This is a genomic window from Streptomyces pyxinicus (genome assembly GCF_024753135.1).
Classification (GTDB): Bacteria; Actinomycetota; Actinomycetes; order Streptomycetales; family Streptomycetaceae; genus Streptomyces; species Streptomyces pyxinicus.
In genome coordinates this window covers 14,134-29,479 of record NZ_JANUGP010000031.1, presented here as the reverse complement: position 1 = coordinate 29,479, position 15,346 = coordinate 14,134, and the positions used below count along the sequence as shown (strand labels likewise).

The window sequence follows — 15,346 nt, the reverse complement described above, 5'->3', positions numbered from 1 at the left end:
CCCGCCCCGGGCCGGTCTCAGGGGTACGACACCACCGTGGACGGCGTGGTGGACGTCCCCGAGGTCGGCGCGCCGGTCTCGTTGATGACGTGCTCGTACTGGCCGTTGCCGCCGAGCGAGACCACCAGCAGGTCGTGGAACTTCACGCCCGGCGTGTTCGGCGCGGAGAAGCCGTGGTGCTGGACGATGGAGGGATTGACGTTGTAGTAGCAGTAGCTGCCCAGGCCCCAGCCCTCGTGCGTGGTGACGTTGGCGCCGACCTTGTAGGCCGCGTAGCCCTTCACGGAACCGTCCTGCACCGCCGCCTGGTTGGGGGCGTCGTAGGCCTTCTCGTTCTGGAAGAAGATCGTGCGCCCGCGCTGGCCGTTCCACTGCACGTCGTACTTGTTGAAGTGCTCCACGAACAGGCCGGTGCACAGCACGTCGTCGCCGTTGACGACGACGCCGTAGTCCGCGCGGTTGGTGTCCCAGCCGACGCCCGTGCCGTGGTCGGCGCGCCACACCCAGGTGTGGTCGACGATGGTGTGCCGGCTGTTGATCACCATGCTGGTGGTCGCCTTGCCGGCCCCCGCGCCGCCGATCCGCACGAACACGTCCTGCACGGTCGTCGGGTTGGCCGAGTGGTCCTTGGCCGAGCCGGCCGGACCCACCTCCAGCAGCGTCGCGGAGTTGACCGGCCCGGCGTCGATGAGGAAGCCGGCGAGCCGCACACCGTCGACGTCGGCGACCTTCAGCACGGTGGCGCCGTTGTCCGCAGTGAGCGTCGCGTAACCGAGGCCCAGCACCACGGTGCCCGCGCGGTCGACCCGGATCGGCTGGTCCACGTGATAGGTGCCCGGCGTCAGCAGCAGGTGAAGTCCCTGCGCCAGCGCCTGGTTGAGGGTCGCCGCGCTGACGCCCGGCTTGGCCACGTAGAACTGGCTCAGCGGCAGCGAGGTGCCCCGCGGGGTGCCGTTGCCCCAGGTGACCCCGCGCGCGTTGGTCCGCTTCTCCGGCAGGAACACCCGGTACTCACTGCCGTTCAGGTACAGGAAGGGCTTCTCTCGGGAGACCGGCGTCGTGTCGAGCGTGGTGTACGGCGGGTTCGGGAAGCTCTGCGCCGGGGCGCCCGTGACACCCGAGAACACCATGTTCCAGACGCCGTTGAGCCAGCTCCCGATCGCACTGTCCCGGGTGTACCACTGCTGCTGCGAGTACGGTCCCACCTGGCCGTCGATCCGGCTGTCGGCGATATAGCCGCCGCTCGCCCAGCCGTACCCGTTCGGCGCGAGGTTGAGGCCGCCGCGCACGTGCATCCGGCGGAACGGCGCGGCCTGCGCCACCGCCCACCGGTTGGTGCCGCTCACCGGGACCAGGGCCAGGTTCTCCGCCGAACGCCAGAAGTTCTGCGTGGCGTTGCCGTTGAACCAGCCCGCGTCGACCGTGACGTCACCGTTGATCGTGGTGTCGTCCGGTGACAGGCCGAGGCCCGCTATGGAGGTGTAGAAGCCGATCTGGGCGTTCAGGCCGTTGTAGGTGCCCGGCTTGAACAGCAGCGCGTAGCGGCCGGTGCCGAACTGGGCGGACTCCTGCTGCCGGAAGACGTCGTCCAGCTTGGCCTGGATCCCGGGGGTGGACGGGTCGAACACGATGACGTTGGGCCCGAGGTCGCCGCCGCCGGGCAGGGCACGGGGGGCGGCCTCGGTCGCGGTGCCGGCCGCCCGGGCCGGGGCCGCCACACCGGCCAGCACCGGCAGCGCGGCGGCAGCGGCGGCGGCGCCGAGAACGGTACGGCGGCCGACGGACGAGGAGGGCTCTGGAACGGGGGAGTTGGGGGACATGCGCGGCTCTCCTTGTTCAGGAAGTGAACGTGTGGGGGCGGGGGAGCGCTCTCTAGTCGTTGGATGCTTCAGTGGCGTGAACGCTGCGTCAAGAGTCGCGACCGAACTTCCGCACCCGGCGCCTGAACAATCGCCATATGGCCACCCGCGCCTTCGAGAAGTGAGCGAAACGCTTTCCCCTCGATTCCTCGGTCGCCTCCCTTGACACCCTCCCGGCACCGCCTCAACACTCCAGCAGTGGGAGAGCGCTCTCCCAGCTCCATACGACCTCCATCCCTCCCGTCGAGGAGCCCCCATGTCACGGAGATCGCAAGTCCTCCCGGGCGCGCTGGTCGCCTGCGCCCTGCTGCTGACCACGCTCGGCATCACCGGCGTCGCCCAGTCCTCCACGCCCGCGTCCGCCGGTCGGGCCGACGCGCACACCGGCCACACCATGGCGGTGTCGACCGCCTCCTCACCCGAGGACCCCGACGGCGACGGCTACATCCCCGCCAACCCGCCCGTCACCGCCACCCCGTCCACCCAGGACCCGCCGCACCGCTACTTCCACGAGTTCCAGGCCAACTGTTCGGTCACCCACACCGCGCCGGACGACCCGATCGTCTACCCGCAGCAGCCCGGCAAGTCCCACGACCACACGTTCATGGGCAACACCACCACCGACGCCAACAGCACGACCGCCTCGCTGAGCGCGGGCAACACGACCTGCAAGGCGCCCGGTGACCTGTCCGGCTACTGGATGCCCACCCTCTACAACGGTGACCAGGCGGTCCTGCCGGTCGGCCCGCAGACCATCTACTACAAGGCCGGCGTCACTGACTACACCAGCGTCCGCCCGTTCCCGAAGGGCCTCCGGTTCGTCGTCGGCAACCCCCTGCAGAGCGCCGACGAGTTCCGCCACCACCCGGGGTTCGTCGAGGGCTGGGAGTGCGGGGACAGCTACTTCAACACCGAGTTCCCGGCGAGCTGCCCGAACCGGGCCGACGTCCAGCTCAACATCCGCTTCCAGGCGCCCAGTTGCTGGGACGGAAAGTACCTGGACACCCCCGACCACAAGAGTCACATGGCCTACCCCGTGGTCAAGCAGGGCACCAACGACAACGTGTGCCCCGCCGACCACCCGGTGGCGCTGCCGATGATCGAGTTCAAGATGGCGTTCCCCGTCAACGGGGACATGTCCCGGGTCCGGCTGGCCAGCGGCACCGGACACAGCTTCCACTACGACTTCTTCAACGCCTGGGACGACCCCACGCTGAAGGCCCTGGTGGACCACTGCGTCGTCGGCGGACTCCAGTGCGACGCCCGCGGCTACGACCAGACCCACCCCGAGGCCGGCGCCGCCCTGAACGCCGACTACCGCCTGCCGTAGGCGCGCCCGCACGTCACCCGCACCCCATCCGGAGAACCCCCACCATGACCCCACCACCCCGCACCCGCGCGCGCCGCCTCGGCGCGCCGCTCACCGCCGGCCTCCTGGCCGTCGGCGCCCTCACCGCCCTGCCGGCCGGGCAGGCCCACGCGGCCGGCAGCGTCGTCAAGGTCACCGGCTCGCAGGGCAACTGGCAGCTCACCGTGGACGGACAGCCGTACCAGGTCAAGGGCCTGACCTGGGGCCCGTCCGTCGCCGACGCCGGAAAGTACCTGCCCGACCTCAAGTCCATGGGCGTCAACACCATCCGCACCTGGGGCACCGACGCCTCCAGCAAGCCGCTGTTCGACGCCGCCGCCGCGAACGGCATCAAGGTCGTCGCCGGCTTCTGGCTCCAGCCCGGCGGGGGCCCCGGCAGCGGCGGCTGCGTCGACTACCTGACCGACACCGCCTACAAGAACCAGGTGCTGGACGAGTTCCCCCAGTGGGTGCGGACCTACAAGGACAACCCCGGCGTGCTCATGTGGGACGTCGGCAACGAGTCCGTGCTCGGCCTCCAGAACTGCTACAGCGGCACCGAGCTGGAGCGGCAGCGCGACGCCTACACCACCCTCGTCAACGACATCACCAAGAAGATCCACGCCGTCGACCCCGACCACCCGGTCACCTCCACCGACGCCTGGGTCGGCGCCTGGCCGTACTTCAAGAAGAACGCGCCCGACCTCGACCTGTACGCCGTCAACTCCTACAACGCGGTCTGCGACGTCAAGTCCGCCTGGCAGCAGGGCGGTTACACGAAGCCCTACATCGTCACCGAGACCGGGCCGGCCGGCGAGTGGGAGGTGCCCGACGACGCCAACGGCGTCCCGCGGGAGCCCACCGACCAGGCCAAGGCCGACGGCTACACCAAGGCCTGGGGCTGTGTCACCGGGCACAAGGGGGTCGCGCTCGGCGCCACCCTGTTCCACTACGGCACCGAGTACGACTTCGGCGGCATCTGGTTCAACCTGCTGCCCGCCGGCCAGAAACGGCTGTCGTACTACGCGGTGAAACGGGCCTACGGCGGCGACACCTCCCACGACAACACCCCGCCGGTCATCTCGGACCTCACCGTCGAGGGCGACGCGGGCAAGGTGCAGGCCGGCAAGGACCTCACCCTCGCCGTCCGGGCCACCGACCCGGACGGGGACGCGCTGTCCTACGAGGTCCTCGACAACAGCATGTACGTCGACCAGAGCAAGAACCTCACCTCGCTGCCCTCCACCGACCTCGGCGGCGGCCGGCTCAAGGTCACCGCACCGGACCGGCCCGGCGTGTGGAAGATGTACGTCAAGGTGACCGACGGACACGGCAACGTCGGCGTCGAGACCCGGTCCGTCCGGGTCGTGCCGCCCGCCGTCGACGGCACCAACGTGGCCCTCCACAAGCCGGCCACCGCCTCCTCCTTCCAGGCGAGTTACGGCGACTGCCCCTGCACGGCGGCCGACGCGGTCGACGGCAACCAGAACACCCGCTGGGCCAGCGACTGGAGCGACCCCCAGTGGATCCGGGTCGACCTCGGCAGCCGCACCACGTTCCAGCACGTCCAACTGCTCTGGGAGGCCTCCTACGCCAAGGCGTACACCGTGCAGACCTCCGACGACGGACAGAACTGGCAGACCGTGCGCACCGTGACGGACGGCGACGGCGGCGTCGACGACCTCGACGTCGGCGGCACCGGCCGCTACGTCCGCGTCAACGGCACCGCACGCGGCACCGGTTACGGCTACTCGCTGTACGAGTTCGGCGTCTACAGCTGACCCGAGCGGTCGGGACGGAAGAGAAGGGGGCGGGGATGACCGACGAGGACGAACTCGACCGGCTGCTCGACAAACTGAGCCTGCGGGCCCGGGTACGGCTGCTCACCGGCGCCACCGTGTGGCGCACGGCGGCCGAAACCGACCTGGGACTCGGCGAGTTGGTGCTGTCCGACGGACCGGCGGGGGTGCGCGGGGAGGGCTGGGACGAGCGGGAGACCTCCGTCCTGCTGCCCTCGGCCACCGCGCTCGCCGCCACCTGGGACGAAGAGCTGGTCGAGGAAGTCGGCGGTCTCCTCGCCACCGAGGCCCGGCGCAAGGGCGTGCACGCCGTCCTCGCGCCCAACCTCGACCTGCACCGCACCCCGCTGGCCGGCCGGCACTTCGAGTGCTTCTCCGAGGACCCACTGCTGACCGGCCGGATGGGCGCCGCCCTGATCCGCGGCCTCCAGGCGCACGGGGTCGCCGCCACGGCCAAGCACTACGTCGCCAACGACGCCGAGACGGACCGGCTCACCGTCGACGTCCGGGCCGGCGAACGCACCCTGCGCGAGGTCCACCTCGCCCCCTTCGAGGCCGCCGTCGCCGCGGGCGTCCGGCTCGTGATGGCCGGCTACAACCGGGTCGAGGGCACCACCATGACCGCCCACGCACTGCTCACCGACCCCCTGAAGACCGAGTGGGGCTTCGACGGCGTCGTGGTCTCCGACTGGGGCGCCGTACGCGACACCCTCGACACCGCGCGCGCCGGCCTCGACCTCCAGATGCCGGGCCCGGCGGGGGAGTGGGGCGAGGCCCTGGTAAGTGCCGTGGAGGCGGGCGAGGTCGAGCGGTCGGCGGTGGACGACAAGGTGCGCCGCCTGCTGCGGCTGGCCGCCTGGTGCGGCGTACTCGGCAGATCACGCCGTACGGCCCGCCCCCAGCCGCGCTTCCGGCAGGCCCGGGCCCTGGCCCGGCGCGCCGTCGCGGCCGGCGCCGTCCTGCTGGCCAACCACGACGTCCTCCCCCTCGACCCCGCCCGCCTGCGCACCGTCGCCGTCATCGGCGCCCCCGCCGCCCGCACCCGCACCCAGGGCGGCGGCAGCGCCGGCGTCTTCCCGCAGGACGAGGTCTCCCTGCTCGACGGCCTCCGGGCCGGCCTGCGCGGCCACGCCCGGGTCGTCCACGTCCCCGCCCCCGCACCGGACGGACCACCCCCGCCCCTCGACCCGCACCTCGCCTCCGACCCGCGCACCGGCACCCCCGGCGTACTGCTGCGCGTCCTGGACGCCTCCGGTACCGAACTGCTCGCCGAACACCGCCGGGCCGGACGCCAGTTGGAGCCGCCCCTGCCGTCGGGCGCGCACACCGTGGAGATCAGCGCCCGACTGCACCCGAGGACCTCGGGCGCCTGGCGGATCGGCCTCGCCGGCTTCGGCCGCCTGACCCTCCACCTCGACGGAGCCGGACTCCTCGACGAGGCGCACGCCCCCGCCACCGACGACCCCGCCGTCATCCACGTCACCCCGCCCGCCCGGACCGTCACCGCCCGGCTCGACGCCGGCACCACCCCCGTGCTCGTCGCCCGCCGCACCCTCGCCCCCGGCATCGGCCGCGCCCTCGTCGTCGGCGCCGAGCCACCCGCACCCGAGCCCGCCGCGGCCCTGGCCGCCGCGACCCGGGCGGCGGCCGGGGCGGACGCGGCCGTGGTCGTCGTCGGCACCGGCGAACAGCACGAGTCCGAGGGCCGCGACCGCACCCATCTCGCCCTCGGCGCCCACCAGGACGCCCTGGTCACCGCGGTCGCGCGGGCCAACGCGCGCACGGTGGCCGTCGTCAACAGCGGCGGCCCGGTGGAACTGCCCTGGCGGACGGAGGTGGGCGCCCTGCTGCTCGCCTGGTTCCCCGGCCAGGAGGCGGGCGGCGGTCTGGCCGATGTGCTGCTCGGCAGGAGCGAACCCGGCGGCCGGCTGCCCACCACCTGGCCCGCCCGTCTCGCCGACGCCCCCGTCACCGGCACCCGCCCCGACGGCACCGGCCGCCTGCGCTACGACGAGGGCCTGCACATCGGCCACCGCGGCTGGCTGCGCGCCCGGCGCACCCCCGCCTACTGGTTCGGCCACGGACTCGGCTACACCACCTGGGCCTACGACGCGCTGACCGGCCCCGCCGAAGTGGCGCCCGGCGAGGACGTCACCGTACGCGTGCGGCTGCGCAACACCGGCCCGCGCGATGGACGGGAGGTCGTCCAGGTGTACCTCTCCCGGCCCGGACCCACCGCCGTCGACCACCCCGAACGCTGGCTCGCCGGCTGGGCGGCGGTCCGGGCCCGCCCCGGTGAGAGCGCCGACGCCGAGATACGGATCCCGGCCCGCGCCCTCGCCCACTGGGACACCGGCACCCGTGCCTGGGGCACCGAACCCGGGCCGGTGCGGGTGCGGGCCGGCCGCTCGGCGGGCGAACTGCCGCTGGCGCACGAGGTGTTCGTGCGCCCGGACTGAGCGGCGCCGGGACGCGGGAGAGCGCTCTACCCGCGGCGGGCGGCGGCCCGTTAGGGTGCGGGCATGAGCAGACAGGCGCCCACGCTGGAGGACGTCGCCCGGGAGGCGGGCGTCTCCCGGGCCACCGTGTCCCGGGTCGTCAACGGCGTGCGCAACGTGGACCCGGCGATCCAGGAACAGGTCCGCCGCGCCATCGAACGCACCGGGTACGCCCCCAACCGGGCCGCCCGCTCCCTGGTCACCCGGCGCGCCGAGACCGTCGCGCTGGTCGTCTCCGGCGCCGGGGACAGCTCGGACGGCGCCCAGGCCGCCTTCGCCGCCCGGGTGTTCGCCGACCCCTTCTTCGGCCGGGTCGTCGCCGGGATCGTCGGCTTCCTCAGGCCGCGCTCGGTGCATCCGGTGCTGATGTTCGCCGAGTCCGCCGAGGCCCGCCAGGAGGTGCTGACCTATCTGCGCCAGGGGCGGGCCGACGGCGCGCTGGTGGTCTCCACCCACGCCGACGACCCGCTGCCCGCCCTGCTCGCCGAGGCCCGGCTGCCCGCCGTGCTCTTCGCCCGCCCCTCCCGGCCGGTGCGGCTCAGCTACGTGGATCTCGCCCACCGCGACGGCGGGCGGCTCGCCGCCGAACGGCTCCTCGACCGCGGCTGCCGGGAGCCGGTCACCATCTCCGGGCCGCTCGCGGTCGCCGCGAGCCAGGAACGCCTGGCCGGCTTCCGCGACACCCTCGCCCGCCGGGGCCACCGCCATGTCCCCGTCGCCGAGGGCGGCTTCACCCTGGACAGCGGCATCGGCTCCATGACCGACCTGCTCGCCCAACACCCGGACCTGGACGGCGTGTTCGCGGCCAACGACTTGATGGCCCAGGGCGCCTGCCAGGTGCTGCGCGAACACGGGCGGCGGGTCCCCGACGACGTGGCGGTGGTCGGCTTCGACGACTCCACCGCGGCCCTCGACTGCCGCCCGCGGCTCACCACCGTGCGCCAGCCGGTGGAGGACATGGCCGCCGAGATGGCCCGCCTCCTCGACGACCACATCCACGGCGCCCGGACCCGGCCCACCTCCGTCGTCTTCGCCCCGGAACTGGTGGTGCGCGAGTCGGCCTGACGCCCGCCCGGCCGGCCCCGCCACCTCCCGTACGCTGAGCCGGTGCCGCCCTCCCGCCTCCGCCGTGTCGCCGTCGTCGTCCTCGAAGGGGCCAAGCCGCTGGACGTCGGCATCCCGGCACAGGTGTTCACCACGCGCGCGAGCATGCCGTACGAGGTACGGGTGTGCGGCGCCGCGCCCGGCCTGGTCACCGGCGGCGACGGACTGTCGTACCACGTCGCGTACGGCCTCGACGCCCTGGAGTGGGCCGAGACCGTCTTCGTCCCCGGCTACCGCTTCCCGGACCGCGAGGACCCGCCGCCCGCCGTCGTGGCCGCGCTGGTCGCCGCCCACACCCGCGGGGCCCGGCTCGCCGCCATCTCGACGGGCGCCTTCGCGCTCGCCGCGACGGGCCTGCTGGACGGCAGACGCGCCACCACCCACTGGCACTACACCCGCGCCTTCGCGGCGAAGTACCCACGCGTCAAGGTGGACGAGAACGTGCTCTTCGTGGACGAGGGCACCGTGCTGACCTCGGCCGGCGCCGCCTCCGGCATCGACCTGTGCCTGCACGTCCTGCGCGGTGACCTGGGCGTCGCCGCCTCCCACCACGCGGCCCGCCGCCTGGTCGCCGCCCCCTACCGCAGCGGAGGCCAGGCCCAGTACGTGCCCCGCACCGTCCCCGAACCGCTCGGCGAGCGCTTCGCCGCCACCCGCGAGTGGGCCCTGCACCGGCTGCACGAACCCCTGGGCCTCGACACCCTCGCCCGGCACGCGGCGGTCTCGCCCCGCACCTTCTCCCGGCGCTTCGCCGAGGACACCGGCTACACCCCCATGCAGTGGGTCATGCGCGCCCGTGTCGACCTGGCCCGCGAACTCCTGGAGCGTTCCGAGCGGAGCGTCGAGCAGATCGCGAACGACGTCGGCCTCGGCACCGGCGCCAACCTGCGCGCCCACTTCCAGCGCGTCCTCGGCACCAGCCCCAGCGAGTACCGGCGCACTTTCGCCCGCGGCGAATGACACCTGCGGTACGGCTGTGGCGCGATCCTTGCGAACCGTGGCGCCCACGCCACGGCCACGGGCCCGCCCCGGGCGCCAGGCTGGTTCCGGGACGAAGGAAGGGAACCACCCATGACCCGCATCGCCGTCAACGGCTTCGGCCGCATCGGACGCAACGTGCTGCGCGCCCTGCTCGAACGCTCCAGTGCGCTGGAGGTCGTCGCCGTGAACGACCTCACCGAGCCCGCCACCCTGGCGCGGCTGCTCGCCTTCGACACCACCGCCGGCCGGCTCGGCCGCCCGGTCACCGTCGACGGCGACGCCCTCCTCGTGGACGGCCGCCGCATCCGCGTCCTCGCCGAACGCGAGCCCGCGCGCCTGCCCTGGGCGGAGCTGGGCGTCGACATCGTGCTGGAGGCGACCGGCCGCTTCACCTCCGCCGAGGCCGCCCGCGCCCACCTCGCCGCCGGCGCCCGCAAGGTGCTGGTCAGCGCCCCCTCGGACGGCGCCGACGTGACGCTCGCCTACGGCGTCAACACCGGCGCCTACGACCCGGCCCGGCACACGGTCGTCTCGAACGCCTCCTGCACCACCAACGCCCTCGCCCCGCTGGCCTCGGTCCTGGACGACCTGGCCGGGATCGAGCACGGCTTCATGACCACCGTGCACGCCTACACCCAGGAGCAGAACCTCCAGGACGGCCCGCACCGCGACGCCCGCCGGGCCCGCGCCGCCGCCGTCAACATCGTGCCGACCACGACCGGCGCCGCGAAGGCCATCGGACTGGTGCTGCCGAACCTGGACGGCAAGCTGTCCGGCGACTCGATCCGCGTCCCGGTGCCGGTCGGCTCGCTCGTGGAACTCAACACCACCGTCGGCCGGGACGTCACCCGCGAGGAGGTGCTGGCCGCCTACCGCCGGGCCGCCGAGGGCCCGTTGCACGGCGTCCTGGAGTACTCGGAGGACCCGCTCGTGTCCGCCGACATCACCGGCAACCCGGCCTCCTCCGTCTTCGACTCGGCGCTCACCCGCGTCGACGGCCGGCACATCAAGGTCGTCGCCTGGTACGACAACGAGTGGGGCTTCTCGCACCGCGTGGTGGACACCCTGGACCTGCTCGCCGCGGACTGACACATCCGGACATCCGGACCTCCCGGCGCATTCACCGGCGCGCGAGGGGAACCCGTCGGCCCATGCAGATCGACCTGACAGGACGAACCGCCCTCGTGACCGGCTCCACCCAGGGCATCGGCGCGGCCATCGCCGTCGCCCTTGCCCGGGCCGGCGCCCGCGTGGGTGTCAACGGACGGGACGAGCGGCGCGTCGCGGAGAGTGTGGAGACGCTGTCCGGACAGGCGCCCGGAGCGGATCTGGTGCCGGTGGCGGCCGACGTGTCCACCGAGGAGGGCGCGGCCCGGGTGGCCGAGCTGCTGCCCGAGGTGGACATCCTCGTCAACAACCTCGGCATCTTCGGCTCCGCCGACCCGCTGGAGATCACCGACGCGGAGTGGCGGCGGTACTTCGAGGTCAACGTCCTGGCCGCCGTACGGCTCACCCGGACCCATCTGCCCGGCATGACCGAACGCGGCTGGGGACGCGTGCAGTACATCGCCAGCGACTCGGCGGTGGCCATCCCGGCGGAGATGATCCACTACGGCGTGTCCAAGACGGCGCTGCTCGCGGTCGGCCGGGGCTTCGCCAAGCAGGCGGCCGGCACGGGCGTGACGGTGAACTCGGTCATCGCCGGGCCCACCCACACCGGTGGCGTCGAGGACTTCGTGTACGAACTCGTGGACCGGGACCTGCCCTGGGACGAGGCGCAGCGCGAGTTCATGCGCCGGCACCGCCCGCAGTCCCTGCTCCAGCGGCTGATCGAGCCGGAGGAGATCGCGCACATGGTCGTCTACCTCAGCTCCGAGCAGGCCTCGGCGACGACCGGCGGGGCACTGCGCGTCGACGGCGGCTACGTCGACTCGATCCTGCCCTGACGGCGACGCGAGGCGAAGCCCGGCGACGCCGAGGGCGGCAGCCCCGCGGCGCCGCCGGGCGGCGTCGTCCGGGGACGAGCGGTGCTACCGCTCGGCCGGCATGGCCCGCGCGGTGGCACCCGCGTCGTAGCCCTCTGCCACGCCGGGCACCAGGATGATGTCACCCTCGATGTGGCGTGAGCGCAGTGGTGCGATCTCCCGATAGGGCTCCGAGTCCCACCAGGCGCGGGCCTGTTCCAGGGTCGGGAACCCGATGATGACGACATGTCCGGGCCACGCGCCCTCCAGCACCTCGTGCCGGCCGCCGTGCACGAGGAACCTGCCCCCGTACGGCGCGAAGGTCGCCGTGATGCGTGCGATGTACTCCGCGATCTCGGGGTGCGGTGCGGCTTCCCGCAGGTGGGCGATGGCGTAGGCGGTCATGGCACCCTCTCGGCCGGTCGGCTCTGGACGTCCTCGATCCTGGCACCCGGGTGTGCCGGGGTCGATGACCTCTCAGGTAAGCGCCGGGGCCGTCACCTGCCGGTGAGACCGGCCGGCAGCAGCGTGCTGAGGGAGGTGGCCGGGTATCCGATCTCCAGCGAGCCGAGGAGGCCGTTCAGCAGGGACGTGCCCGGGGCGCCGGTGGACGTCCCGGGGGTGGGGGCCGCCTCGGCGGCGGGGGCGGAGGCCACCAGAGCGGCGGCGACGACAGTGGCACAGGCCAGCTTCTTGATCATGCCCGTCCTAACGACGCGCCCCCCGAAGGGCAACGCCGGGCGGCACGGCGTCACCCGGGTGCCGCCTCCCTCCCCACGTCGGCCCGCTGTGACGTCTCCCACCTGCTCTTGTCCCAGCGGGGAAGGGCACCCTAAGTTCGGTCATATGTCCCCCGATGACCGAACCCCTTCCCCCGAGCCGGTCGACTTCGCGGTCGATCTCACCCACCACGAGATGGTCCGGCGGGCGCATGTCATGGACGCGCTCGGCCCCGGCTGGGACCCCGTCGAGGTGCTGCGCGGCGAGGAGGAGGCGTACGACCTGCTGTACTCGAACCTGGACGCCGAACAGCAGCGGATCTACGACACGCTGGTCGAGGCCGGTGTCCTGCCGCGGCGCGGGGACGGCCGTGCTGCCGCTTGACCCGCAGGCCGACATCGGCCGCCGCGCCTGGGTGACCTGCCCGAACTGCCGGGACCACCGCGGCTGTGCCCCCTGCGAGGAGCGGCGCCGGTGCACCGACCACTGGCGCTACCTGCTGTCCAACACCGGCAGTCTGCTGCACCTCCAGTGCCCCACGTGCACCCACGTCTGGGATCACGAGACGGGCTTCGGCGCCACCCGCGCCCGCCGGCACCGCACCGTCACCGGCCGCCGCCGGCCGGACTGACCGGGGGCGGGCCGCCGGGCAGCTGCTGCTCGGTCCAGATCGTCTTGCCGGCGGCCGTGTAGCGGGTGCCCCAGCGCTGGGCGACCTGGGCGACCAGGAACAGGCCACGCCCGCCCTCGTCGGTGTTCCCGGCCCGGCGCAGGCGGGGCGAGGTGTTGCTGCTGTCGGAGACCTCGCAGATCAGGACCCGCTCGTGGATCAGCCGCAGCCGGATCGGCCCGGCGGCGTGGTTGAGGGCGTTGGTGACCAGCTCGCTCACGATCAGCTCCGTGGTGAACGCGGCCTCCGCCAGTCCCCACGCGGTCAGCTGCCGTGCGGCCCGCTCACGCGCGTCGTGCACCGCCCGGGGATCGGCGGGCACCTCCCAGGTCGCCACCCGGTCGGACGGCAGGGCGCGGGTGCGGGCGACGAGGAAGGCGACGTCGTCGCGCGGGTGGTCCGGCAGCAGGATGCGGATCATCGTGTCGCAGATCCCCTCCAGCGGCCGGTCCGGATGGGCCAGGGCGAAGCACAGCCGCTCGAAGCCGATGTCGACGTCACGGTCCGACGCCTCGATCAGACCGTCGGTGTACAGGGCGACGACACTGCCCTCCTCCAATTCGATCTCGGCGGACTCGAAGGGCAGGCCGCCCAGTCCCAGCGGGGGGCCGGCGGGGATGTCGGGCAGTTCGACGGGCTCGCTGAGGTGGGCGACGGCCGGCGTGGGGTGTCCGGCACGCGCCACGCAGAGCCTGCGCGAGACCGGGTCGTAGACGGCGTACACACAGGTCGCGCCGACCACCATCGGACCCTCCGCGGACGCCTCCGCCTCGTCCGCCAGGCGCAGCACCAGATCGTCCACGCGGGCGAGCACTTCCTCGGGCGGCAGGTCCAGGTCGGCGAGGGTCTGCACGGCCGCGCGCAGCCGGCCCATGCTGGCGGCGGCGTGGATGCCGTGGCCGACGACGTCCCCGACGACCAGCGCGACCCGGGCACCGGACAGCGGGATCACGTCGAACCAGTCGCCGCCCACCCCGGCATCGGCGTCGGCGGGCAGATAGCGGTAGGCGACCTCGACGGCGCAGTGGTCGGGAAGGTCCGGCGGCAGCAGGCTGGTCTGGAGGGCGAGGGCGGCATTGTGCTCGCGCACATAGCGCCGGGCGTTGTCCACGCACACCGCGGCGCGGGCCACCAGCTCCTCCACGAGCAGCAGGTCGTCCTCGTCGAAGGGGGCCTGGTTCTCCCAGCGCATCAGGGTGACCACGCCCATCGTCACGCCGCGCGCCCGCAGTGGTACGACCAGGTGTGTGTGCACGCCCAGCTCGCCCAGTTTGGCCATGCGCTGCGGGTCACCGGTCAGCCACCAGGTCGTCGGGTCCACCACCGGGTCCCGGATCGGCCGGCCGGTGGTCAGACAGCGGTGCTGCGGGGACTTCGACGGGTACCGCGCCGGGCCGCCCAGGGGCACGACCGCCTCCGGGGTGTTCCCGCGGACCGACAGATGCGCCACCCGCTCCAGGACGCCGTGGCCCACCGGTCCGGGGGCGAGGTCCTGGGCCGCGGCGACGTCGTGGAAGAGGTCGATCGCGACGAAGTCGGCGAGCCGCGGCATCAGCACCTCCGCCAGTTCCCGCACGGTGCGGTCCAGGTCCAGCGTGGTGCCGATGCGCTGTGCCGCCTCGTTGACCAGCGCGAGGCGCTCGCGGGCCCGGTCCCGGGCGGTGAACTCCACGGCTGTGTGGCACACGCCCAGCGTCTCGCCCGCGCCGTCGCGCAGCGGGAACGACGACCGGACCCTCAGGTGGTCGGGGGTGCTCCGGCGGGGCATGCCGGGCGGCGGCACGACGTGCTCCAGGGCCGGGGCGGCCCGTCCCCACACGAGCACCTGCCGGGCCTGCGAGTCCGCCCAGGGCGGCAACCGGACCGACTCCGGCGGACCGGCCGTTCCGGCCGCCTCCGGCAGGCCGTCCATCGCCGCCAGCGTCCGGTTCGCCCACCGCAGCCGCAGCCCGGTGTCGAGGACGCCGATCCCGATCCCGGACTCCTCCAGCAGGGCGCGCGCCACCGCCTGGTCCAGCTCCCACCGGTGCGAGGCGGCGACGTCGCAGGCGACGGCCAGCCAGCCGGTGCCCTCGGCCGCGCTCAGCGGGCAGGCCCGCACGGCCACCGGCACGCCCCGGCCGTCGCGATGGCGCAGGGTGACCCGGCCCTCCCGGCCGGCCCCGGCCGGCCGGGCCCCGGACAGCGCGGTCGCGGCGGACACCTCACCCGACAGCAGGGACGCGGCGTCCCGCCCCAGCACCTCGGGCGCCGGGTACCCCAGCAGTTCCTCGGCCCCTGCGCTCCAGTGGCGGATCGTGCCGTGCCCGTCCACCAGGACGACGGCGGCCGACGTGATGCCGTACGGATCGCCCCGGTTGTCCTTGGCCGTTTCCCTGAGACCCATCGTGTCGGCCCCGTCCG

At 73.5% G+C, this 15,346-nt stretch carries 13 protein-coding genes; 9 read left to right on the top strand and 4 right to left on the bottom strand.

Translation table 11 applies throughout. The features are described 5' to 3' along the window. Positions 1-17: 17 nt before the first annotated feature. Positions 18-1,820: a coagulation factor 5/8 type domain-containing protein gene (locus NX794_RS29905; RefSeq protein ID WP_258782510.1), complete on the bottom strand. Its 1,803-nt coding sequence runs from the start codon at positions 1,818-1,820 to the stop codon at positions 18-20. A gap of 295 nt (positions 1,821-2,115) precedes the next feature. Here NX794_RS29905 and NX794_RS29900 point away from each other — a divergent pair, with 295 nt between their 5' ends. The 7 genes from NX794_RS29900 to NX794_RS29870 all read left to right on the top strand — a co-directional run bounded on the left by NX794_RS29900 (position 2,116) and on the right by NX794_RS29870 (position 11,535). Then, positions 2,116-3,189: a DUF1996 domain-containing protein gene (locus NX794_RS29900; RefSeq protein ID WP_258782509.1), complete on the top strand. Its 1,074-nt coding sequence runs from the start codon at positions 2,116-2,118 to the stop codon at positions 3,187-3,189. A 44-nt stretch (positions 3,190-3,233) separates the two neighbouring features. Then, positions 3,234-4,988 (top strand): discoidin domain-containing protein, encoded by a 1,755-nt coding sequence (locus NX794_RS29895; RefSeq protein ID WP_258782508.1) that lies wholly within the window; start codon positions 3,234-3,236, stop codon positions 4,986-4,988. 35 nt (positions 4,989-5,023) lie between these two features. Further along, positions 5,024-7,465: a glycoside hydrolase family 3 C-terminal domain-containing protein gene (locus NX794_RS29890; protein ID WP_258782506.1), complete on the top strand. Its 2,442-nt coding sequence runs from the start codon at positions 5,024-5,026 to the stop codon at positions 7,463-7,465. Between the two features lie 63 nt (positions 7,466-7,528). Further along, positions 7,529-8,569 (top strand): LacI family DNA-binding transcriptional regulator, encoded by a 1,041-nt coding sequence (locus tag NX794_RS29885; RefSeq protein ID WP_258782505.1) that lies wholly within the window; start codon positions 7,529-7,531, stop codon positions 8,567-8,569. A gap of 42 nt (positions 8,570-8,611) precedes the next feature. Beyond that, positions 8,612-9,568 (top strand): GlxA family transcriptional regulator, encoded by a 957-nt coding sequence (locus NX794_RS29880; protein ID WP_258782504.1) that lies wholly within the window; start codon positions 8,612-8,614, stop codon positions 9,566-9,568. A gap of 111 nt (positions 9,569-9,679) precedes the next feature. Beyond that, positions 9,680-10,678 (top strand): type I glyceraldehyde-3-phosphate dehydrogenase, encoded by a 999-nt coding sequence (gap, locus tag NX794_RS29875; RefSeq protein WP_258782502.1) that lies wholly within the window; start codon positions 9,680-9,682, stop codon positions 10,676-10,678. A 62-nt stretch (positions 10,679-10,740) separates the two neighbouring features. Beyond that, a complete protein-coding gene (locus NX794_RS29870) occupies positions 10,741-11,535 on the top strand; it encodes an SDR family NAD(P)-dependent oxidoreductase (RefSeq protein WP_258782501.1) in 795 nt (264 codons plus the stop codon). Between the two features lie 84 nt (positions 11,536-11,619). Here the strand turns inward: NX794_RS29870 and NX794_RS29865 are convergent, their stop codons facing one another. Then, entirely contained in the window at positions 11,620-11,958 is a 339-nt protein-coding gene (locus NX794_RS29865) for a DUF1330 domain-containing protein (protein ID WP_258782500.1), read from the bottom strand. A gap of 92 nt (positions 11,959-12,050) precedes the next feature. Continuing rightward, positions 12,051-12,254, bottom strand: coding sequence for a hypothetical protein (locus NX794_RS29860; RefSeq protein WP_258782499.1), 204 nt, complete (start codon positions 12,252-12,254; stop codon positions 12,051-12,053). A gap of 145 nt (positions 12,255-12,399) precedes the next feature. Between NX794_RS29860 and NX794_RS29855 the strand changes: the two genes are divergently transcribed. Both NX794_RS29855 and NX794_RS29850 read left to right on the top strand, forming a co-directional pair. Continuing rightward, positions 12,400-12,657, top strand: a complete 258-nt coding sequence (locus NX794_RS29855; RefSeq protein WP_258782497.1) for a DUF6400 family protein — start codon at positions 12,400-12,402, stop codon at positions 12,655-12,657. Beyond that, positions 12,644-12,904: a hypothetical protein gene (locus NX794_RS29850; protein ID WP_258782496.1), complete on the top strand. Its 261-nt coding sequence runs from the start codon at positions 12,644-12,646 to the stop codon at positions 12,902-12,904. Before NX794_RS29855 ends, NX794_RS29850 begins: the two co-directional genes overlap by 14 nt. Here NX794_RS29850 and NX794_RS29845 read toward each other — a convergent pair. Beyond that, positions 12,879-15,329: a SpoIIE family protein phosphatase gene (locus NX794_RS29845; RefSeq protein ID WP_258782495.1), complete on the bottom strand. Its 2,451-nt coding sequence runs from the start codon at positions 15,327-15,329 to the stop codon at positions 12,879-12,881. The genes NX794_RS29850 and NX794_RS29845 overlap by 26 nt on opposite strands. Between the last annotated feature and the right edge of the window lie 17 nt (positions 15,330-15,346).